This window comes from Parendozoicomonas callyspongiae, assembly GCF_023502345.1.
GTDB lineage: Bacteria > Pseudomonadota > Gammaproteobacteria > Pseudomonadales > Endozoicomonadaceae > Sansalvadorimonas > Sansalvadorimonas callyspongiae.
In genome coordinates, this window is sequence record NZ_JAMFLX010000005.1 from 112,607 (window position 1) to 135,260 (window position 22,654).

Genomic DNA, 22,654 nt, shown 5'->3' on the forward strand with positions numbered 1-22,654 from the left:
GCAAACAATAGGATCAGTTAGCCATTCGCATCAGATACCCGGCATGGGAGCACCAGTTATAACCTGATGCTCCTCAATTTCGCAATTAATTACGCATTTTCAACAATCCCCTGACTCTTCAGGTAATCATCGTAAGTTCCGTGGAAATCAGTCACACCCTTATCAGTAATTTCAATAATCCGGGTGGCCAATGACGATACAAACTCCCGGTCATGGGACACAAAGATAAGAGTGCCCGGGTAGTTTTCCAACGCCAGGTTCAGAGCTTCAATGCTCTCCATATCCATATGGTTGGTAGGTTCATCCATCAGGAGGACATTGGGCTTCTGCTGAATCAGCTTGCCAATCAGCATACGTCCCTGCTCACCACCGGAGATCACCTTTACAGATTTCTTGATATCGTTCTGGGAGAACAGCATACGACCAAGAGTACTGCGGATCGTCTGCTCGTCTTCACCTTCATTCTGCCACTGACTCATCCAGTCAAACAGATTCATGTCCATATCAAAATCAGCACTGTGGTTCTGGGCGTAGTAACCGATGTTGGCATTTTCAGACCACTTCACTTCACCGGTTTTCGGAGCCATCTGCTCGGCCAGAGTATGTAGCAGCGTTGTTTTGCCAATACCGTTTTGTCCAATAATGGCAATACGCTCACCCACTTCCACCAGCATGCCGACCTTATTAAACAGCAGCTCCTCATAGCCCTGGGCTAAGTTGTTAACTTCCAGGGCATTACGGAACAGTTTCTTTTCCTGTTCAAAACGAATAAACGGGCTCTGACGACTGGAAGGCTTCATCTCTTCCAGCTTGATCTTGTCAATCTGCTTCAGACGGGAGGTGGCCTGTCGAGCCTTAGATGCGTTTGCAGAGAAGCGGCTTACGAAAGTGCGCAGTTCTGCAATCTGGGCTTTCTTGCGGGCATTATCAGCCTGCATACGTTCACGAGCCTGTTCCGCTGCCATCATGTACTCATCATAAGAGCCCGGGAACAGGCGCAACTCACCATAGTCCAGATCAGCCATATGGGTGCAGACACTGTTAAGGAAATGGCGGTCGTGGGAAATAATAATCATGGTGCAGTCACGCTGGCGAAGCACACCTTCGAGCCAGCGGATCGCATTGATATCCAGGTTGTTGGTCGGTTCGTCGAGCAGCATGATGTCAGGATCAGCGAACAGAACCTGGGCCAGCAGAACCCTCAGCTTCCAGCCAGGAGCAACAGCACCCATCAGGCCATAGTGCTGCTCAAGGGGGATATCCAGACCCAGCAGTAATTCACCGGCGCGGGCTTCGGCAGAATAACCATCCATCTCACCAAACTGAACTTCCAGATCAGCAACCCGCATGCCCTCTTCTTCAGACATATCGCCTTTGGCATAGAGAGCATCACGCTCGGATTTCACCTTCCACAGTTCAGCGTGCCCCATAATCACAGTGTCGATAACACTGTACTCTTCGTATGCAAACTGATCCTGATTCAATTTAGCCATACGCTGATTGGGATCTTTCATCACCGTACCCGAGGAAGGTTCCAGCTCTCCACCAAGAATCTTCATAAAGGTGGATTTGCCACAGCCGTTGGCACCGATCAGGCCATAGCGATTACCCTCTCCGAATTTTACGGATACATCCTCAAACAAAGGCTTTGAGGCAAACTGCATGGTGAGATTGGCAGTAGAGATCAAGTTATTATCCTGTCAGGTCTGGACTTATATTATCGAGGCATCCTGCACGCACTTTGCGCTGCTGCCAGAAAAGTCTTACACAAGTAAAAGGCGCGGAGACTACATTGCCCGCCCTCATCAGGCAACTGCATTCGTAAAGAATAGACAAATATTGTGTTGAAAAAATCAGCATATCATTGTCTTCTGAACTAACTGCTAAACTTTTCGGCTTACAGCAAAAGGCCTTGTCTCTTTAACGTGTATTTGCAGTTCCTTTTTTCAAGACTTAACGCTTTAACGGTTTTTCAAAAAGATCAGAATAATTCTGGCCGCTGGAGCTGGTTCAGTATTCTTTTACTGGTCACGGCATTGGTCGTTGTCTGTCCGGCATATGCCCTCTGTCCTCATTGCGGAAATGATGAATGCACCTGCCCCTCTTCATCGACAGCATGCTCAAACACTGCCAGCTTAAAGACAGAGACCGACGAGGATGGCCCTCCCCGTATTAGAGATACCGAAACAGATAACTGGCCGCCAATAGATAAAGATAAATACAATGCCGAGGTGGTTGTATCATCTATATCGTCCTTGGGGCCTTACCGGATTAACCAGAGCCCATCCTGTGGCAAACGCGCCATTCCAGAATGGGAAGAAGAATATGAGGCAGGGTTGCTTGTTACACCATTGCTGCTACATGATAATAGTTCAGTTCAAAAGCCACCCTTCTTATCTCCAATTGTATTTATTAACATTCACAACAGTACCCCAGAAAATGCACCTCACTCCTGGCTGACATACCTTTGGCTGTCTTTGCTAACCATGCCTATAGACAGTGAAATACTCTTTAAGCTTCTGTATAATAGCCCGCGTGTACATCCAGACATTACGGAATGGTTTCATAGTCTAAAGAGCCCGATTAAATTACATCCCCGCCAAAACAAGATGCAGGCAGCTTTTGATAAGCTTGACAAACAGATCCGGTGTTTTCTGACTCCCGCCTCCACCTGCCCACCAACACCTCCCAAGCCTGATTTTGAACAGGCTATAGCGCTAAAACCCCCTGCCATGGTTCTTACCAGAAAACTTGTTGATCAACTACCGGTGCTGAAAGAGTGCTTTCAACAGGGCAATATTGCTGAAGCGGCCTTAATTTTTGAACGGGTTGTCCAGGCCGGTCATATTCAACTGGCATTACCAGCTTTAGAGGTTATTGGCCTGCAGGAACACACACCTCTCACTACCTTTGAAGAAGTCAAACTGGTACAAGCAGAACAGGCTTTACCTCTTCTGCGAATGACATTTGCAGCTGCCAGTATGGGGCTTAAAGGAGCCAAGGGTTGGCTCATAAAATTTTCAAAACTGTCAGCTCTGAAGACATGCCCTTTTAGCATTTCAGCGAGAAAGTTTTTGTCAGAGGTGGAAAAACCTTCAAATGATCTGCAATATGACAAACCAAACCAACCTCTTGCTAAGTTCGGGGAGAAACCATGCCATTCTCTATCACACGATCCTCCCCCATACACTCCATTTCAGCCATCTTTTCCTCTGGAAAAGTCGCTCCAAGCTCTTGGGATTAGAGACGGTGAAGCTTGTGCATTACCACCAACAAGTAGGGTAGAAAACATTTTATCTCACCCAAAAAAAACGAAAAGGGAAAAGAGAAAGAGAAAAATACAAACGGAACGGGATTATAATCCTGATCTGAGCTGCAATATATGTTATGAAGTGTTCGAAACGGAGTCCCCCAATAAAGGCAAAAAAAATGATCACCGGCCAGCAGCTCTAACGTGCGGCCATTCCTTCTGCCGCGATTGTATATCAGAGCTTTTAAGATACAGCCTAATATCTTGTCCAAAATGCCGAAAACTATCAGTTTATACCAGTGTCGAGACAAAAGACTTTCCGGTTAATTTCGGCATGATCAAAGTGCTAGAAGCCCTCAAGTCAGCACAACCAATCCGTAGCGCTTCAAAATGATTTCATCATTTTCTTCATAGACCATAGATATGCTCCACCAACAATAAGGCCGGTTGTCACCATATCCAGATATGAGTGGTATTCCTGATAACGCATCAAAAGCAAATAAGCCACGAATGAAACAAACTGTAAAACCCGTCCTCCCGGTTGGAATTTGCTCAGATAAAGAATGAACATCAAAGACAGTGCCGTATGGGTACTGTAATCCAGATCAAAGGCTGGCCAGATAGCCAGTGCCTCATCAAGAAACATCAGCCCATAAACAATCACCAGACCAGACAGCAGACATTTCAGCTGTCTTTTCACACCATATCGATCACCTCTGTGAACTGCCAGATAGACAGATACCAGAACCCATACACAGAGTAGAGGAATATAGGAATCAGCTATTGTATCCAGGGTTTCATAATCCAGATTCACCCTTCTCTCCTTCTTTGTCTTTTCATTCGTAATATCAGGCTGTTTTATCTATGATAGCGCCCATTTCACTCCAGTATTGGTGTTATATGTCCAGCAATGAAGATCTGTTTCAGGGCGACCAGCTTCGGGAAATTGTCGAAAACCAGCTCACCGAGGGTAATCCTATCAAAGTAAAGGAAACCCTGATGCGCCTGATGATGACCGGCACTGAACGCTCTGATGCCATCGACTATATTGCCTGCGCTCTGGGGCTTGAACTTGAGAATGTGGTAAATAATGGTGCCCAGTTCAACAGTGCCCGCTATGCCGCCAACCTTGATGCCCTTCCTGAAATGCCCTGGGTTGATGAAGAGTAATCTCTTGAATCTGGAGTTTCACCAGGTTACGGATGAACGTCTGGGGTTGGTTAACCGCTTCTATAAGGCGAATGGTCATAAAGGAAAATGTAGCCGGGAAGATCTGGTTTTTACTGCACAGAACAAGAGCAAGATTGCTGGGGCTGTTCGCTATATACCGAAGGCAGATGGTTTTCTTTTAAGGGGTCTATGGGTTGATGAACAGCTCCGGGGAAACAGGATCGGCTATCAGCTCCTGCAATTTTCCGTCAAACACCTGCACGCAAAAATCTGGTGCTATCCCTATCAGCACCTGATCGGCTTCTACAACAGCTGTAGTTTTGTTGAGGTTGAAGCTGGTGATGTTCCTACAGTAATAGGAGATCCATGGCACTCATATCAACGGCGGGGTGAAACATTTGGCTTAATGCAATACATGCCATAAAGCACCGTATCTGTAGAAGTATCACCAGTCAGCTTATCTTCTGCTTCCTTTCATTTTCCTCAAACCTCCGGACCGGTCACCAGACAAATACTTGCTCCAGAACTGGCCCCTGTGCTGTGCTGGAGCATGATAAGGTGAACAGCTCCGCTTGAGGTGATTCAGAGCACTCCATTCATCCTGACGCCATTCCTGGTCTTTGGGTTTTTCTGCCCGACTAGGATCCAAATTAAGGGCTAGATCATATGCCTGCTTGCGTAACGTTCTATAGGTTGCCCGTTCTGATCCATCATCTGTCAGTTGAGCTAAAAAACCATAGATATGCCCAAGAAGTGAGCAATTTTTGGCCGTGGGGAAAGCCTGGTTACTATTTATGCAAGCAGTTTTGGCAGTGTCCATTATCAACCAGAACCGACACCACTGGTCCTTTGGATCACTGCATAAATTAATTTCCTTCTTTCCCTGATTAAACTGGATCAGGGCCTGTTGAAAATATACTTCTGCCTGACCACTCGGACTCCCCTGATTCAAATTAAGCAGCTTTAGGGCTGCCATATACTCCTTACGGGCAAAGAGCTCATGAATTAAAATTTCTTTGTTTCGAGAGGATCCACAGCTTAAGTGTTTTATCACTTCATCAAGGTTTTTAAATGCTAATAACAGACGGATCTCCAGACGAAGAATAAAATCACTATCTTCATCCAGTTTCATAGTCATACAATGGATCAGAGCTTCCCTGCACTTCTCTTGAGTTAACTGCTTGAGAGCAACCTTAATCAAACCATGACGGCAGTTCTTAGCGTTCTGTAGTTTGCTCTCCTCGCTTATTTCAAGCGATTTATTAAAAACATTCCAGGCCTCATTACAGTGTTCCAAAGCCAGAAGAGAAAAACCCTGACTGCAGAGTTTCTCTGGAGTACCCGGTAGTCTGTCCAGAATTGTCAGAGCCTCCTGATGCTGTTCATCAAACTGCATGATTCTGACTCTCATCAGATGAATGCGTACAGGCTTGTTCTCTAAACCTGATTTTTTATACTTCTCTTCGGCCAGAGCGATTGCAGCTTCTGCCTTTGACCGGTCATTCATTCGTAAAGCCTGCGATAACTCACGTTCCAGAAAATCAATCTGTAATTCAAGACTTCGTTCTTTTTGTTCTTCTGGTAAAACATCATTGGGTGCTGCATTGACAACGATGGGAGATAAATTTTCAGAATCATCTGAACTTTCACTGCTGGTACTATAGAAACCGGAATCACTTCCTGACAGGCTTTGGGAATCTTCGCTGGCTACTGATGATTTTTCATCCTCATCATCACTATCCTGTAGTTCACCCTCTTCGAGCTCTTCCAGATCAGTAGAAAAACCCATTGATTGAGGTGCCTGAACCGTCTTTCGCTCAGCTAGGGAATTTGCTTGATCCAGTCCTGAAGTCGGGAAAAATGTCGGACTGACGGGTACCAGACATTTAACAGTATCTGATAACTGAGATACCGGGTGAGAACGAGAAACCGCAGGAAAAGAAAAGCCCCTGCCAGAGAAGCTAGTATTTGAAAGCATCGAACACTCCTTGTTCAACTTGCCCAATTATGGATGCATAAAAGTAGACTCTTCTCCGGCCGGTAAGTTCCCCGGACTCACATCAGTAACTAGTGAAAATTAGTAATTAGTATAAATCCAGCATCAGCATCAGCTTCTTCATATCAGGCTTTTTCTTGATCTCTTTATGCTCAACCAGATATTCCGCATACCGCTCATAGCGGCCAACATCCTTGGCAGCCGGGCGTAAAGCGAAATGGGCAATAAAGATCAGCTCATCGCAAGCAGGGACACTCAGCTCTTCCATATAGAACATCTTGCCCAGATTTTTATAGAGCTTCAGGTTGTTGAGTTCAAAGTTGCGATAGGCACCCAGTAGTGCGTCCACCTTGCCGGTCATCAGGGAAGCAGGCTCCTGCAGAGTGACCTTAACGCCTTCCTGCTCAAAATACCCTTTCTGCTTGGCAATAATAATGGGGCCATGATCAGGATTAACAAACCACTCCAGCATCAGGCGCAGTTCTTCCACCTTGGGGGCAGGAGCAGCCTGAACCATCATGGGCAGGAATATGCAGGTCAATAAAGCCCAACGGAACAGGCCGCCAGCACGGAACATAAGATCAACCCAGAGCCGGGCATTGGCCTGCAGCATCAGGTAACCAAGGCCGGCACTGGAACCAACCCATTCACCAACCACGGCACCGATGGGTGCGATAACAACCGCAACCCGCAAACCGGAAGACAGAGCGGGCAGAGCCGCAGGCCAGCGAATAAGGCTGTGAGTGGCATAACGCCCGGCTCCCATAGTGTGAGCAAGATCCAGCCAGCCTTTATGGGTATGCCTCAACCCGTCATAACAGCAGGTGGCAACCGGGAAAAAGATCACCAGTACCGTCATCACCACCTTCGAAGCCATGCCATAGCCGAACCACAGCATCAGAACCGGAGCCAGGGCAAAAACAGGAATCGCCTGGGTAATCAGAAGAATGGGCAGCAGCAGATCCTGCTGAGCCATCCAGGACACTCGGCCATGAAGTGGCAATCCATCACCACAGGTGACTTCCCCGGAAGTCATAACATGCCGTCCGCTTGTCAGCCCTGCCACCATCTTCAACAGGCTGGTTTTACCGACGCCGCTGCCGCCCAGAAGACAGGTCCAGCAGCCTGCTTCCATGGTCAGATCAATATTCTGAAAAACTGCATATTTGCCATAAGAAAGTCCTGCCCGACGTAAAAAAACATCAAACATAAGAACTTATCTTTTTAAAAATGGGCAAAACGCAGAATGCAAACACCTTGCCGGTGCTATTGTAAGTATCCGGAAAAACCGATAGATACATAGGGGAGGCTCCGTCCTGGCTGACGGAGAAAAGCGTGCAAGGATAGTCAGGGCAGCGAAAGAGATCTCACTGTCTTGCTAAAAGAGAGGATGCACGTCGGTTTCCTACGCCAGCATTATCTGGTTCAGGTTCTATGGGTATATCTCAGCTGCACACAAAAAATGGCAGCACCCCAACCAACACCGGCGCAGTCTATGCGCTTTGGAAACCCCAGTCCAGACGGGCACCTCACAATCAGGAGCACAAAGCCACAAGAAAAGCACAAAAATAGACACAGATCACAAAGTTAAGGGGCATAATTATGAAAATTTTAACGACCCTGATCACCGTAATTGCTCTCGGGCCAGTCTCTTCGCCCGACTTTTCCGCCGTCAAAGAACGCCTTGAAGGTATCTGGCGTTCTGACCGTGACAAGACCATGGAATCCGTCAGTGCCTCTTCACGCATGACAGCCCTGCGCCTGAAAACCCTGCAGCAAAACCTGGGACATATGGCACTGGTTTTCGATGATGGTTATACCGCCGTCATGATTAATGACCAGCTTTCTGACTTTTATGCTTATCAGGTTGAAGAGTATCAGGATGACAAAGTAAAGCTGTCCGTCGGTCCCATGTTCAATACGGTTGAAGCTGATTACACATTTGAAGGAAACTGCTTCTATATGCAGGATATTCCCTTTGATTACCGTGAATACTTCTGTAAAGAACGGCAGAAGCTGCAACAGATTGCAGGCAGAACTACAGCGTCAGCTCTTTAGCTGACCGATATCAAATAACAGAACTGTTGCGATAGCTGCAATAACTGATGTACCAGCTGCCTTTGTACACAACAAAAAAGTGAGCTGGCAGCGTATCAGAGTGAGCTAACTACTTCCTTTGGGTACGCCTTCTCTCAGCCGGTGGAAGATACGTCTCATCATCAGTGTATGGACTTGTCTGTTTTTTTGGGGCTTTTATTATCTGGCGTGCGCTACGGGACTTTTTCGCTTTCGCTTTCGCTTTCGCTTTCGCTTTCGCTTTCGCTATAGATAAATCCGGTACACCTTCATTGTCAGCAGATTCTATATTTGTTAATACTCTTCTCCTACTTTCGAACCACCCTGATACCTGTTTCAATGTTCCTTTAGTAACAGATGCCAAATATTTCTTTTCCATATTTGTCGGATATGGGTTATCAATATGGTTTAAATACCAATGCCAGCATATTGCGTGAATATTCTCTCTTATCTCTTTTTTCGTCTTTGGTGATGGATGAGGAGCTTGTGGAAGAGTGGATTCAGTTTCAGCACACGGATTTGACAGGGTCTGGAAATAAGTCAGTTCACACATCAATGATTCTGCCTGCTCAGGCGTCACACCAACCTTATTGGCAATTAATTGACAAAACAGTTTTTTGACCTGAACGGTTTGCCATTCGAGCCATTGGATACTGCCCTTAATTCTATCATTCAGGTCTCTGAACCGTTCCTGTTCACTCACTTTACTGGCAACAGCTTTATGCTGCCCCCTGAACCAGACCAGCCAGGCCAGCTTACAACCAAGATCCCGTATAAATAGTGCTGAAGCATTATCGTAATCGGTTGAAAACAGATCTTCATGTTGATAGCGCCACTGAAAGGAAGGATAAACTTGTGAACTTGGAACACAGATACCCTGTTGGCTTTCAAAATCAGTGGCATCGACGATTCCTTGGATCTCTTCTCTCTCAAGATGATGCTCTGATGACAAAGTCTCGATATGGCACAACTGAACATCATGGGAGATGGTCTGAATAAACTGTAAAACGTTCTGGTAAGATGATTTTTCCGTTTCATCCAGACATTGATTCCACATTTGATAGTAAAGACTATAAAAGGACTGCCACTGTTGAATTTGAACAGCAGCAGAAAGATAACCCAAGTCTTGTAATATCTGGTCAATTGGCTTGTCTTCAATTGTCTCTGCTGCTGATATCAACTCGTCCACTCCCGAGGAGAACCGGGACTGGTTCTGATGTAACGTTTGAGCTCTTTGAGTTCGTCTCAAACAAACTTCCGTCTGCTCTGCCCTGCTTGAGCCCCCTTCGGCAATAGTCTTTTGCCCGGTAGCTGGTGATACCTGCTTTCCTGATACAGTCGGCTGGGTAAGCTCCACTCTTGCAGAGGTATTTCTCAAGCTAAATTCGAAACCAGCATTGGACTTAAAAGTTGATAGGCGATCCATAAAAAACTTGTATGACTGTTATTAATGAAGTCTTATAGATACAAGCTGGAGAAGAGAGTTCAGTAATTCCTTGTTCGTCGGTGCGTTTTAATAAAAATTGTTGTGAGATATATCAGGACTGTCAGTTTTCTCCTGACAGCCCTGCCACAAAGGCTTATCAATAGTCGCCTAGCTACGGTATATCGTCTCGATCAAATGAAAACCAAACTTTGTTTTGACAGGGCCATGTACCTTGAGCACCGGCTTCTTGAACACTACGTCGTCGAAGGCTTTAACCATCATTCCTGGACGAAATTCCCCCAGATCACCGCCACGCTTACGAGAGTTGCAAAGAGAGTGTTTCTTGGCCAGCGTTCCAAAGTCTTCACCATTGGCCAGACGTTTTTTCAGCTTCTCAGCTTCTTCGCGGGTTTTGACCAGAATATGGCGGGCACAGGCTACAGGCATTTCAATCACCAGGAACTTTTCAAAATGGCGCGCACCTTACCGCGGTAAGGTGCGGATTCCCAGCAGTTTCAGAAATCATCGGAAAACCCTGTTTTTCTCGCCAAGAGTGGTACTATTCTCCCCGGATTATTCTTGTCATCTATTACAAGGAGTTTACTGTCGTGCATCCTCTCGCAGGCCAGCCGGCCCCGACCGACAGTCTTGTCAATATTCCACGACTGGTCAGTGCCTATTATGCCGACCAACCAAACCCGGAAGAACCTGGTCACAAGGTCTCCTTTGGAACCTCCGGCCACCGGGGCAGTTCTCTGCGCTGTACCTTTAATGAGAACCATGTCCTGGCCATTACCCAGGCAATCTGCGAATACCGGGCATCAGCCGGTATTACTGGCCCAATGTTTATCGGCATTGATACCCACGCACTGTCTGAAGCGGCTTTTGCCAGTGTCGTCGAGGTTGCTGCCGCGAATGGCTGTGAGCTTTATTACCAGGTTGGCCGTGGTTACACCCCGACGCCTGTAGTCTCCCATGCCATCGTCAGCCATAACCGCAAAGGTGGAGAAAAAGCTGACGGCATCATTATTACACCTTCCCATAATCCTCCCGAGGATGGCGGTATCAAGTACAACCCTCCCCATGGCGGACCGGCGGAAACCGAAATCACCAAATGGGTTGAGAACCGGGCCAATGAACTTCTGGCCGACAACCTGTCAGCCCTCAAGCGTATAACTCTTTCAGAAGCTCTCGATTCTGAGAATGTTCGTGCTTACGACTATATCCCTCCCTATGTTGAAGACCTGGCCCAGGTTCTGGATATGGAAGCCATAGCCAAAGCCGGCCTGAAAATCGGTGTTGATCCTCTCGGCGGCTCCGGTTTGGCCTACTGGGATGTGATTGCAGAGAAATACGGGCTGGATATTGAGCTGGTTAACCGCCGTATCGATCCGGCCTTCAGCTTTATGCGTCTGGATAAAGACGGCGCCATTCGTATGGACTGTTCTTCCCCCTGGGCTATGGCTGGGCTGGTTGAACTGAAAGATCGTTTCGATATCGCTCTGGGTAATGACCCGGATTATGATCGCCATGGCATCGTGACCCGCTCGATGGGGCTGATGAATCCCAACCATTATATTGCTGTTGTTATCGACTACCTCTACCGTCACCGCAAAGGCTGGCCCAAATCGGCCAAGGTTGGTAAAACGCTTGTGACCAGTTCACTGATCGACCGCGTAGTTGAAGGTCTGGGGCGTGATCTGTACGAAGTTCCGGTTGGTTTCAAATGGTTTGTTGATGGTCTGTTCAATGGCGAACTGGCCTTTGGCGGCGAAGAAAGCGCCGGTGCCAGCTTCCTGCGCAAGGATGGCACAACCTGGTGTACCGATAAGGACGGCATCACCCTTGCGTTGCTTGCTGCTGAAATTACCGCCGTCACAGGAAAAGATCCTGGCGAGTATTACCAGGAACTGGCAGCCAAGTATGGCAAACCTGTTTACTCCCGCATCCAGGCTCCAGCCACCCGCGAAGAACAGAAAGCGCTGTCGGCACTGAATCCTCAAATGATTACGGCAGACACTCTGGCAGGCGATCCAATTCGTAAATGCCTGACAGAAGCGCCGGGGAATGGTGCACCACTTGGTGGTCTGAAAGTTATGACCGACAATGGCTGGTTTGCCGCCCGCCCTTCCGGAACAGAGCCTGCCTACAAGGTTTACGCTGAAAGCTTTAAAGGCGAAGAACACCTGCAGCAGCTGCAGGACGAAGCCATCAAACTGGTTTCTGATGTGCTGTCTTCAGCTCAGTGATTTAATAAAGGAATAAAACGAAGAAGGCTTCCAATTGGAAGCCTTCTTTTTAATGCGACTTATTTGTAGACCTTTCCCTGCTCCAGATTCAGAGAAATCTTGGGGGAGCTGATAATTATATCCTGACCAGGCTTGATGGTGACATGACGAACCATCTGCACTTTTGAATTCCCCTCATAGACAACTATAATACTCGGAGCCAAATTAGGCAAAACCTTGGGTCGGGCAACAAGGGTAAGCTTCATATTTACCGTGCCATCTTTATCTTTATCAACTTCAATACCATGCTGGCAGTTGTCACGCTCAATACCCATAACACCCCACTGCCCCATCTTCTCCTTCACAGCAATTTCCGCAATGGAACTCATACTGTTGAACAGCGTTTGATTCAGAACTGACAACATCTGCATTCCCTGTTCTGCCTCAAGCCCCTGAACAAACTGCTGCATAGATGCCAACACCGCCGCCTTCTCTTCTTTTGAATCAGGGTTTGCTCGCGCTTTAGCGTTATCCGCTACGGAACGGCCTTCCTCTTTCAACACCATGTTCTGACGAACAAGATCAACCTCACACTGTCGGCAGATCACAACCTGACCCGTCTGGTCATATTGGCTGCGCATCTCCTGAAGAGACTTTCCCCAGTTCCTGCTCTCATCATCGGAATCAATCGCATCAAGAAGATCATCTGCGACAGCCAGATCTTTTATGTCCTGCTGCGGATTGATTATTTTGTCCAGCGCTTTTTCCCAGCAGAGTTTCTTGCAGTCCTTCAGCTCCTGCGGTGAAGAGAATATTTCATCAGATAAAGCATCCCTTAATACCAGGAGTGCAGAGACGCAATCTGTTGCCTGCTCATGTCCGAGAGAATCAACAACTTTCTCAACAGTTGCCACGGCAGATGGGCTTGCTGCCAGTTGATCCATCACTTCTTCCAGACACATTTTCCGAAACAGCTGACAGTCATCTTCCGAAGGAAACATCTGGGGGCCAACACCGCTACTCAACAGCAGTAAACCGGTAATATTCTTCTCGGGTGTAGTGCCTTCATCAGCCAAATGTATATGGTGCTGTAACTCGGCTGGCAGGATTCTGAAGGCCTCTAGCATCAGCCCCCGAACAAATTCCTGCATCGACTCCCGGTTCTTATTACTACTGTTAACCAGCCAGCCTCTATGCAGGGAATCCATGGAAAGTAGTTTTTCTCTAAGCTGATGACGAAGCGAAACAATATCCGTCCTCAGCAAAACTTCGTCTTTATTTAACTCGTGGGCATCCTGTAAATAGAGACGGACTTCTTTCCAGAGCTCCTGGCACATCTCGAGGTCGTCATTATTCAGTACTGCCAGAGAACTGGCCATCCCCTGAATATGCTGTTTCTTCTCCCAGAGATAACCCTTGTCTTGTTTGGAAAGACGCTCACCAGAGATATCCTCCCAGCCCCCCATGCTTTCAGTATCACTTGAAACGCCAGAACTGAACCCACTATCACTACCCTTCCTGTCGGCAGCCGGTCGCTCCGAAACATCATCCATGGTCTCAGCCAGTAAACCCGCTACTCCGGATTCATCACTGGAGCTGATATCGCTCCTTTCGCTCTCGGAAACCTGCCTTTCCCGGACGCGAACACTTTCCTGCCGGGCATCAGCCAGCAGATTTTCTATCTCACGGTCAGACAGTCTGGAATCCTGAACAGGCTTCCCCTGAACTGTTTTGGACTTGGCAACCTGAGATTTGGCTTCAACCTTGGCTCCTGCACCTTTCTTATGTTCGACTTGCTGCCTTAAAGGCAGTTCATGACCCTGGGAGTGAAGTTCGGATCCAACAGGCTTTGGCATAATGAGCGTCCTTGCTATGAGGTACATTTCCTGAAGAACAGTTACCTCATGATCTAAAAAGATAAAACTCAAAACAAAATAAGTATAAACACTCGTGGAGAAGGCCGACTTCCCCTGCCACTTTTTACTGACACATACCATTCAGTTAGATATGCCATAACCAAAAACAACAATCACTCTTAACACCTGAAGATTAACTCAGGCTGTTTTTATTGAGTTTTTCACCACCTGATTCAGGTAAAAACTGGGAGGGTCAAAATAATTAGGTTGTTCTTTCTAAATTATTTCGAATAATCAGGCTTTTCGATCAAACAGAACCCAGAAACACACAAGCGATTGTTTTGTAAGCAATATTTATGGAATGAGGTATTTTTTATACTTATAACATTCAAACAATTGACCAAACTCTCCAACAAATAAACACAAAGTGACACCGGAATGATTTAAATCAACCCTTGATTAAATCAATAAATATAAGGTCTACGCCCTTCTCAACAAGACAAACGTAAAGTAGCATGATTGGATTTTTAAAGCCTCCTGCTCACAAGGAGCCTTTGCCCAAGGAAAAGGTAGATTCCACTTATCAGCGCCTGCGCTGGCGGGTGTTTATCGGAATTTTTATCGGTTACGCCGGTTATTACCTTGTTCGTAAGAACTTCACGCTTGCTATTCCACACTTGGTAGAACAGGGCTTCACTCGTGCAGAACTCGGTTTTGCCCTGTCCGGTGTTGCTATTGCCTACGGTCTGTCCAAGTTCCTGATGGGCAGCGTTTCTGACCGCAGTAACGCCCGTAACTTTATGGCTCTGGGTCTGTTTGTCAGCTCCCTTATTATGATTGCCATGGGCACCATGCCTTTCTTCACCAGCTCCGTAGGCATCATGTTCCTGCTGCTGGGCGCTAACGGCTGGTTCCAGGGTATGGGCTGGCCACCTGCCGGTCGTACCATGGTGCACTGGTTCTCCGCCAGTGAGCGTGGCACCAAGATGGCAGTATGGAATGTCGCTCACAATATCGGTGGCGGCCTGCTGGCTCCTATCGCTCTGTGGGGTATGGCTGTCTTTGCTGACTGGCATGCGGTTCTGTATACCAACGGTGTTGCAGCTCTGGGTGTTGCCCTGATTATCTGGCTGACTGTGCGTGATGCACCTCAGTCTGAAGGTCTGCCAAGCATCGAAGAGTACAAGAACGACTATCCAAAAGCGTTTGACTACGACAAAGAGCACGAGCAGGAGTTCTCTGCCCGCCAGATCTTTATGGATTACGTTCTGAACAACAAGCTGCTGTGGGCTATCGCTGTCGCAAACGCTTTTGTTTATCTGGTACGTTACGGCGTGCTGGACTGGGCACCTCTGTATCTGGCTGAAGCCAAGCACTTCTCCTTTGAAGATGCCGGTTGGGCTTACGCTCTGTACGAGTGGGCCGGTATCCCCGGCACTCTGGCCTGCGGCTGGCTGTCTGACAAGGTATTCAACGGTCGTCGTGCACCTGCCAGCATCATCTACATGCTGCTGACCCTGGCCTGTGTACTGATATACTGGTTCAACCCAGCCGGTAACCCCAACATCGATATCGCCATGCTGGTTGCCATCGGCTTCCTGATCTATGGCCCGGTTATGCTGATCGGCGTACACGCCCTTGACCTGGTACCGAAGAAGGCTGCCGGTACTGCTGCTGGTTTCACCGGTCTGTTCGGTTATGTTGGTGGTGCGGTAACTGCAAACGTGGTTATTGGTAAGGCTGTTGACGTGGCAGGCTGGGACGCCGGCTTCATGATCATTACCGGTGCCTGCGTACTGTCCATTATCCTGATTGCACTGACTCTGAAAGCTGAGAAGCGTTCTCTTGAAGGCGAAGCTGCTTTTGCCTGATAACTGAGTTGTCATCAGAAATCTAGGTTCTGTTGACATAAGTTTGTGCAATTCAGTGGCTCAGAAAGCCGCTAATCGCAAGAAGGGCTTGTGAAGGTGTAGTGGTTCTACATCAAGCAAACCTGACGAAGTGAGTGGCGGCTTTCTGGGCCACCCGAAGGGCGTCAGCGAGGCTTTTCAGCTCGTCGTTGCAGCCGTTCGAAAGACAACCAGTATTCCTTCACGTCTGCGTCTAGATCTGAAAAGCCTCGCTGGCGCTGAATGCACAAACTTATGTCAACAGAACCTAAAACGGCGATAAACAATTTTATCGCCGTTTTTTTATGCGTCAGTCAGCAACTTATGCAGCACAAAGGGGGAATCCACATTCATCAGGTCAGGTGACAGCTGAATCAACTTCTTTATGTCTTCCTGATTATCACCTGAGTAGGCCAGCATGACCCGCACTCCCCGCTCCCGACAATCCTGGATATCTTGCAGACTTGCTATCGAGTGATGAAACTCAACAACATCAGCATCAAAGTCGGTAATGGATTTATCCAGGGTTGAATAGTCCTGTCTGCGGGACATAAGACGAGCCTTTGAAGAGGCTCCCCGTATGGTTCTCAAATACTTTTTGTTAAATGACCAGAAGAAACAGTGATCGAGAAAATCCATCTCCTCCACCAGCCTTAACACTTTAAGAGGATCAGCCAGCTTCAGCTCAATATAGAGCTGCCCGCCATACTCCTTAGCCAGAGCAATCACTTCCACCAACAGCGGCAGCTGGATTCCCTGGTAGAAAGAATCAAACCAGCTTCCGGCATCCAGTTTCAGCAGATCGGCAAGGCTGGTTTCTCCAACATTACCAGTGCCATCGGTGGTTCGCTCCAGCTGATAGTCGTGAATCACAACCAGCTGATTGTCGGCAGTTTCAAAAACATCAATTTCCACATAGGAAAACCCGGCAGCAAAGGCAGCATCAACGGCAGGCAGGGTGTTCTCCGGAGCAATATTATGAGCCCCTCTGTGACAAACAATATCAATGGCAGATGACGTTATCTGCGAAAAGGGTTTCAACATTTCCGGCCGGTCGGAACAAATTCCCAGAACAGGCATTTGTAGAAGGTCTTTTATCACTTCTGCACGCTCTTCATGCCAAAGCATAAGGTGAAGACCTTCATTCGCAGCCCGTTCCAACATTTCCGGCGTCAAAAGCTTCTGAGGTTTTGGCGAAGCGTACTCCCAGCAGGGATGAATAATATCTGCCCCGGTTAAACGCGCTGCTTCAAATGGATCGACTCTGGGAGGAATCAGCATGGCCACAGGCCATGGGCAGCCATCCGCCTGCAACTGACGACATGTGTCAGGGGATGTTGTGCCAAACACAGCTTTTGATATCTGGTTTTCGGCAAGCTGTTGCAGAATAACCGAAGCCGCCTCGACAGCTTTAACATCCAGATACAGTCCGGTATCTGTTTCTTTTGCCAGGGCAATAATCTCTTCGAGCCGTGGAACTGTCCGCCCGGCTTCCTCAGAAGCCTGTCGAAGAACTTGGTAACTCTGCTCAGAAAATATCAGATCTTTTCTGCCGATATAGCCAAGATCCCTGTCATGGCAAGCGACACAAATGCCATCAGCTGTAAGCCGAAGATCAACTTCCCAGAAATCAGCATTCAGTTCAGCGGCCCGCCGAAAAGCCTTCAGAGTATTTTCATTGGCATAGAAACTGGCTCCGCGGTGTGCCACAGAGAGAGGTCTGTCCCGCCTGGCATTAAGCCAGGCGAGATCAGGAAAAAAGGAGGTCGTCACAGACGCTCACCCTCTCCATCAAAGGCAAGAATATTGTCCTGACAGATACCCCAGGTTACCTCCTGACCAAGCTGGTACTGGGCATCATGGTTCTGAATGGAACGCAGAATATCTCCGTTATCCAGCACTACGTCGTACAGGTTTTCCCGACCATGGGCCTCAATAAAGGAAATCTTTCCCTTTACCTTGAGATCGAACTCAGGACGGAAAAACTCGGGCCGAATACCCAGTTTGATTTTCTGGCCATCGCTCACCTTTTGGGCATGCCCATTCAAGGCAACACGGGTTTCACCACCATGGAGATGACAGTGACTGTCCTTGATCACACCCTCAAGGAAGGCTATGGGTGGGTTACCCAGGAAACCGGCAACAAAATCAGAGCTTGGATTGCGGTACATCTCTTCCGGCGCAGACAGCTGGACAATCTTGCCACCATTCATAATGGCAATCCGGTCACACATGGACATGGCTTCCACCTGATCATGGGTTACCAGCACCGCTGTGATTCCTGTCTGCTGCTGTATACGGCGGATTTCCGAACGCATTTCCAGACGCAGCTTGGCATCAAGGTTGGCCAACGGTTCATCAAGCAGCAGAATATCCGGCTTGCGCACCAGTGCCCGCGCCAGAGCCACACGCTGCTGCTGTCCACCAGACAGTTGCACAGGTTTACGGTCAAGCAGCTCTTCAATCTGAACCAGTTCGGCCATAGCCTGGACTTCTTTTTCAATCACGGCTTTGGAGCGCTTCTGAATCTTCAATGGAAAGGCAATGTTTTCCCAGACATTCATATGGGGATAAAGTGCGTAGTTCTGGAATACGACACCAACATTACGCTTCTGGGATGGCAGGGATGTCACATCCTTATCGCCAAACAGAAGCCGTCCGCCGTCCATGCCATGAATACCGCAGATGGCAAACAGCGTGGTTGATTTGCCACAACCGGAAGGCCCAAGCAATGCCAGCATCTCCCCGCTTTTAATATCGAGGTTCATATCCTTGATAACGGTGACATCGCCAAAGGTCTTGGTAAAAGAATCAAGTAGAATACGCATCAGCCCTTGGAACCTCCGCCGTAGATGTTCATCAGTTTCTTCTGGAAAGTGAGGTAGATAAAAATCACCGGCATGGCATAGAACAGGCCAACCGACTTGAACATATTAAAGTCGGGCCGGGTATCATCCAGAATCAACGAGTTAAGATAAGTGGACAGCACCTGACCACTGCCGCTTGGTGACAACACCTGGGGTAAAATAAATTCACTCCATGCTGACAGGAACGAGAACACGCCCAGTGCCACCAGCCCCGGCTGCACCTGGGGCAGAACCAGTTTCCACCAGACCGTAAACCGGCTGGCACCATCCTGCACCCCGGCCATCTCGATCTCCCAGGGCACTGTGTCGTAGAACCCCTTCATAATCCAGATGCCGAATGGCAGTTCCAGTGCGGTCTTCACAATAATCACACCAAGCAGTGTGTTATAGAGCCCGAGCAACTGCAGGATCAGGAAGATGGCGATTATCAGGGTAATGGTTGGAAAGGCATGCAGAGTGATCAAGCCGGCCAGCATAAAGCGCCGGAATGGCATATTCAGACGACTCAACGCGTAACCGGCCATCAGTGACACCGTCATCACAATGGATGACGTGGTTGCAGCAAAAATAAAGGTATTAAGCGTCACCGGCCAGATGGATGTCTCACCAACCTTTGGCTCTTCCCACAAGAAGCGCCAGTGCTCCAGGGTAAAGCTGGTTGGAATCAAAGAACCCGCCGGAGCATCGGAGATGGTGTCGACAAACAGGAACACATACATGGTTACCAGTGGCAGAGATACCAAAGCAAGCAGAATGATGATCGGCAGGGACGAGAAATTTCGCGACTTCATAGTATCCCTTCCTATTGCTCAATACGTGGGCGAGCCACAAGTTCTTTAAAGTTAAATACCCGCAGGTATCCCACAGAGGCGATTATTCCGATAATCACCAGAACCAGAGCCAGCGCTGCACCATAGCCGTACTGCAGGTTACCCCCGTAGTTGGCCAGTGCCTGGTGGAATGCCGACAGTGCCCACACTTCAGTGGCTTTACCCGGTCCGCCGTCTGTCGCCAGGAAGATATATTCAAAGGACGTCAGCAGGGACAGGGTCTGGTAAGAGGTGATAAACAGAATCGGCCAGCGCAGCTGGGGCAGAATGATATAGCGCACCTGCTGCCAGCGGGTTGCTCCATCCACTTCACTGGCATAAAGCATGGGTGCCGGGATTGCCCGAATGGCACTGGAGAACAGGATCATCCCCATGGATGCCCCGACAAAACCATTGATCAGAATTATCACCACCCAGGCATGGAAATTGGTATCCAGCATCCAGTTTTTGGCCGGCACACCAAACTGGCCAAAAAATGTCGAGATAAACCCGGTATCCCAGGTCAACCACTTCCACATCAGCACATAGATAACCGGAGGCAGAATCCGTGGCAGGAACCAGATAGTCCGGAAGGTAGCTGCGGCTTTACCCGGCAGATAAAAGGTGGTTATGGCCAGGAACAGGCCAAAAGAGACGTTGAAGGTCAGGGTAAAGAAAACATAGATAACGGTATTGCCTGCAATCCGGAGGGTCGACGGCAGTTTGGTCATCAGGCTGAAGTTTTCTGTCGTCCATGTCCAGCCGGTATAGGAAGCCTTGCTTAGAACCTCCTGATGTTCTGGCGCCAGGTCCAGGCCCAGATTCCGGGTTGCAGAAACAAACTCTGATTCTGTTTCAAAACGCTGGTTAAGGATGGAGCGTTTGAAGAATGCAGCTGCTTTCTTCAGCTTGCGGGTTGAACGGGGCTTGTTTTTCAGTTTTTTTATCGCCCGTTCAAGCTCTCTTCGGGATTGAAAGGTGACGCCGCCATGGGTATCGCCCAGCTCTTTGGCCAGCTTGTCACCCATATCGGTTGCCAGGGCTGCAAGCCCCGGTTCATCAATCCTGTAAACATCGGTCTCAAGCTGCGCCAGCAGATTATTATCAACCCCCTGTGTTCTGAGGTTATGGATTGTATTTGGCGTCAGCTCGTAGGCACCACCGGTAATACCTGTATCGGTACTCATATTGGTGAAGGCGATTCCTGCCGTCATAAATACCGGCAGCAGGAAAAACAGCACAACAACAATAAGTGCCGGCAGCATGAAGCCCAGACCAAGAAGGTGTGAGGGTTTCTTCATCAAGGGTTCTCCTGAAACAGATCCATTCCCCATAGATCTGACAGATATCGGGAAAACAGGGCAGCCCTGCCCTCTGAATAAACAGGGCTGCACCTACTGGGAAAGGAGAATCAGCGCACGATAAGCATATTGCCCAGTGCTGCCTTCATCTCTTCTTCAACTTCTGCAACCGCATCTTCAGCAGACTTTGTTCCGGTCCAGGCTGTTTCCAGGCCCTTGAACATAATCTGGTTGAACTGACCGAAAGCGGTATGGTTGGGTTGAGCGTTGGCATGTACCAGCAGACGCTCAGTTGCTTCTGAAGCCCAGCGGTCATTGGCATAAAGCGCAATATTGCCTTGTTCGGGAGAGATACCCAGGTGAGCGGACTTGATAGCGTGCAGCGTATTCAGGCGTGGAGAAGAGGCAATTTTGACCAGCTCGGCCGCGATTTCCATATCTTCTTCACTATTCTGCTTGGTGACCAGGTAAACCAGAGGCTGGGTAATGGTGTTGGGACGACCATCTTCATCACCGGCAGGAATCAGGGAGAACTGAACCTTACCAAAGAAATCATCCAGACCTTCCTTAGCGGTGTAGCGTGCATAGTGCCAGGTGCCACCGTGCCAGAGTGCAGCCTTGCCGGTTGCCACTTCGCTGTACCACTGTCCCCAGTCAGTGCCGAGATGGTTCTTACGGGTGACACCCGCTTCAACGGCATCAATAAAGAACTGGTAAAACTCGGTCATGGACTTCTTGTCCAGGATCAGCTTGCCAGTGTCCTTATCCAGCATCTTGCCACCGAAGGACTGATAGAACTGGGCATAGTCAGGACCATTGGAAGGACGGGGGTAGAAACCATAGCCTTTCTCTACCAGCCCCATATCAACAGCTTTCTTGGCATCAGCAAGAACGTCAGTGAGCTTGTATTCCTTGTTCTCTACCTTTTCAGGCAGTGCTTCAATCTGAGCATCGCTATAACCAATTTTCTTCAGGGTATCCTTCCAGAAGAAGAAGGGACGGGATTCCGCATCCTGGGGAAGACCAAAGGTCACACCGTTATAACTGGCGATTTCCATCAGGTTGGGATAAATGGAATTAATTGGCCAGGCATCCATATCAACATAATCTTCAACCGGTACAATCAAACCGGCCTTTGACCATGGCGCAATATCAAGGTGACTGGTCACTACGATATTTGGTGCATCTCCGGATTCCGCAGCCAGTTGAACCGCCTGCTTGAATTCCTTCCATTTACCAAAGTCCCTTTTGCCTTCAACCTTAATATCAATATCCTTGCCCTGAAGAGCTAATTCACGCTCAAGAATTTCAGCGGCAATTTCAATATTTTCCATCCGATAAGAATCGGCTTCATTGGTTCCCCCGGCCCATACCTTAATATTTACATCCTTGGCGGCGGCAGAACCAGCCCCCAGGCTCAAAGCAACAGCAGCAGCCGCAGCAGCTATGCGCAGCTTGGGTAGTGATCTTGTCATTATTCTTATCTCCTGCAAAGGATAATCCGAACAGATTATATGTACTGCCCGCAATCACCATACCTAGAACAATAACTTCGTGCAATTAAGAGTTTTTCTGAAAATGATTTAAAGCAATTTTTAGTTGTGTTTTTTTTCATTTTCGAACATCAAAATTATTAAATGACTATTTCAGTGCCTGATTTATGCCACTTGATATTTCAACAATCGCAAATTAGATACCATCCTTTTACGTTATCAATATGCTTTCATACGAATCGCTTAAGAAAAATCATCAATCTACAAGATTATGTGTACTAATTAGTTCCATT

The 22,654-nt window shown here is 48.1% G+C and carries 18 protein-coding genes and 1 riboswitch; of the genes, 6 read left to right on the forward strand and 12 right to left on the reverse strand.

The annotated features are described in order from the left end of the window. Positions 1 to 89 precede the first annotated feature (89 nt). A complete protein-coding gene (locus M3P05_RS05325; RefSeq protein ID WP_249698366.1) occupies positions 90 to 1,688 on the reverse strand; it encodes an ABC-F family ATPase in 1,599 nt (532 codons plus the stop codon). A 237-nt stretch (positions 1,689 to 1,925) separates the two neighbouring features. Between M3P05_RS05325 and M3P05_RS05330 the strand changes: the two genes are divergently transcribed. After that, positions 1,926 to 3,644: an RING finger protein gene (locus M3P05_RS05330; RefSeq protein WP_249698367.1), complete on the forward strand. Its 1,719-nt coding sequence runs from the start codon at positions 1,926 to 1,928 to the stop codon at positions 3,642 to 3,644. Here the strand turns inward: M3P05_RS05330 and M3P05_RS05335 are convergent. Further along, complete coding sequence (locus tag M3P05_RS05335; RefSeq protein ID WP_249698368.1) at positions 3,636 to 4,064, reverse strand: hypothetical protein; 429 nt, start codon at positions 4,062 to 4,064, stop codon at positions 3,636 to 3,638. The genes M3P05_RS05330 and M3P05_RS05335 overlap by 9 nt on opposite strands. Positions 4,065 to 4,150: 86 nt before the next feature. Between M3P05_RS05335 and M3P05_RS05340 the strand changes: the two genes are divergently transcribed. Together M3P05_RS05340 and M3P05_RS05345 are read left to right on the forward strand one after the other, a co-directional pair. Then, complete coding sequence (locus tag M3P05_RS05340; protein WP_249698369.1) at positions 4,151 to 4,420, forward strand: hypothetical protein; 270 nt, start codon at positions 4,151 to 4,153, stop codon at positions 4,418 to 4,420. Positions 4,421 to 4,424: 4 nt separating this feature from the next. Next, positions 4,425 to 4,844 (forward strand): GNAT family N-acetyltransferase, encoded by a 420-nt coding sequence (locus M3P05_RS05345; protein ID WP_249698370.1) that lies wholly within the window; start codon positions 4,425 to 4,427, stop codon positions 4,842 to 4,844. A gap of 33 nt (positions 4,845 to 4,877) precedes the next feature. Here M3P05_RS05345 and M3P05_RS05350 read toward each other — a convergent pair whose 3' ends face one another. Both M3P05_RS05350 and M3P05_RS05355 read right to left on the reverse strand, forming a co-directional pair. Next, positions 4,878 to 6,398: a hypothetical protein gene (locus M3P05_RS05350; protein WP_249698371.1), complete on the reverse strand. Its 1,521-nt coding sequence runs from the start codon at positions 6,396 to 6,398 to the stop codon at positions 4,878 to 4,880. A gap of 106 nt (positions 6,399 to 6,504) precedes the next feature. Then, positions 6,505 to 7,626: an ABC transporter permease subunit gene (locus tag M3P05_RS05355; RefSeq protein WP_249698372.1), complete on the reverse strand. Its 1,122-nt coding sequence runs from the start codon at positions 7,624 to 7,626 to the stop codon at positions 6,505 to 6,507. Positions 7,627 to 7,801: 175 nt separating this feature from the next. Beyond that, a riboswitch (TPP riboswitch) is annotated at positions 7,802 to 7,902 on the reverse strand. Between the two features lie 116 nt (positions 7,903 to 8,018). Between M3P05_RS05355 and M3P05_RS05360 the strand changes: the two genes are divergently transcribed. Beyond that, a complete protein-coding gene (locus M3P05_RS05360; RefSeq protein WP_249698373.1) occupies positions 8,019 to 8,474 on the forward strand; it encodes a hypothetical protein in 456 nt (151 codons plus the stop codon). Between the two features lie 109 nt (positions 8,475 to 8,583). Here the strand turns inward: M3P05_RS05360 and M3P05_RS05365 are convergent, their stop codons facing one another. Together M3P05_RS05365 and M3P05_RS05370 are read right to left on the reverse strand one after the other, a co-directional pair. Further along, the gene (locus M3P05_RS05365; protein WP_249698374.1) at positions 8,584 to 9,918 is read right to left on the reverse strand and encodes a homeobox domain-containing protein; all 1,335 of its coding nucleotides are present in this window, start codon (positions 9,916 to 9,918) and stop codon (positions 8,584 to 8,586) included. A 168-nt stretch (positions 9,919 to 10,086) separates the two neighbouring features. Further along, a complete protein-coding gene (locus tag M3P05_RS05370) occupies positions 10,087 to 10,365 on the reverse strand; it encodes a peptidylprolyl isomerase (RefSeq protein ID WP_249698376.1) in 279 nt (92 codons plus the stop codon). A gap of 161 nt (positions 10,366 to 10,526) precedes the next feature. Between M3P05_RS05370 and pgm the strand changes: the two genes are divergently transcribed. Then, complete coding sequence (gene pgm, locus M3P05_RS05375; RefSeq protein ID WP_249698377.1) at positions 10,527 to 12,167, forward strand: phosphoglucomutase (alpha-D-glucose-1,6-bisphosphate-dependent); 1,641 nt, start codon at positions 10,527 to 10,529, stop codon at positions 12,165 to 12,167. Between the two features lie 59 nt (positions 12,168 to 12,226). Here pgm and M3P05_RS05380 read toward each other — a convergent pair whose 3' ends face one another. Beyond that, positions 12,227 to 14,002 carry a hypothetical protein gene (locus M3P05_RS05380; protein WP_249698379.1) on the reverse strand — a complete coding sequence of 592 codons (1,776 nt, stop codon included), beginning with the start codon at positions 14,000 to 14,002 and terminating at the stop codon, positions 12,227 to 12,229. Positions 14,003 to 14,517: 515 nt separating this feature from the next. Between M3P05_RS05380 and glpT the strand changes: the two genes are divergently transcribed. Then, positions 14,518 to 15,873, forward strand: coding sequence for a glycerol-3-phosphate transporter (gene glpT / locus M3P05_RS05385; protein ID WP_249698380.1), 1,356 nt, complete (start codon positions 14,518 to 14,520; stop codon positions 15,871 to 15,873). Positions 15,874 to 16,194: 321 nt separating this feature from the next. On the opposite strand, the gene M3P05_RS21070 is transcribed toward glpT, so the two are convergent. The 5 genes from M3P05_RS21070 to M3P05_RS05410 all read right to left on the reverse strand — a co-directional run bounded on the left by M3P05_RS21070 (position 16,195) and on the right by M3P05_RS05410 (position 22,343). Then, positions 16,195 to 17,664, reverse strand: a complete 1,470-nt coding sequence (locus tag M3P05_RS21070) for a glycerophosphodiester phosphodiesterase (protein ID WP_249698381.1) — start codon at positions 17,662 to 17,664, stop codon at positions 16,195 to 16,197. Next, positions 17,661 to 18,719, reverse strand: a complete 1,059-nt coding sequence (locus M3P05_RS05395; protein WP_249698382.1) for an ABC transporter ATP-binding protein — start codon at positions 18,717 to 18,719, stop codon at positions 17,661 to 17,663. The genes M3P05_RS21070 and M3P05_RS05395 overlap by 4 nt, the downstream gene beginning before the upstream one ends. Beyond that, the gene (locus tag M3P05_RS05400; protein ID WP_249698383.1) at positions 18,719 to 19,549 is read right to left on the reverse strand and encodes a carbohydrate ABC transporter permease; all 831 of its coding nucleotides are present in this window, start codon (positions 19,547 to 19,549) and stop codon (positions 18,719 to 18,721) included. The genes M3P05_RS05395 and M3P05_RS05400 overlap by 1 nt, the downstream gene beginning before the upstream one ends. An 11-nt stretch (positions 19,550 to 19,560) precedes the next feature. Continuing rightward, complete coding sequence (locus M3P05_RS05405) at positions 19,561 to 20,868, reverse strand: carbohydrate ABC transporter permease (protein ID WP_249698384.1); 1,308 nt, start codon at positions 20,866 to 20,868, stop codon at positions 19,561 to 19,563. A 110-nt stretch (positions 20,869 to 20,978) separates the two neighbouring features. Then, a complete protein-coding gene (locus tag M3P05_RS05410) occupies positions 20,979 to 22,343 on the reverse strand; it encodes an ABC transporter substrate-binding protein (protein ID WP_249698385.1) in 1,365 nt (454 codons plus the stop codon). Positions 22,344 to 22,654: the final 311 nt, after the last annotated feature.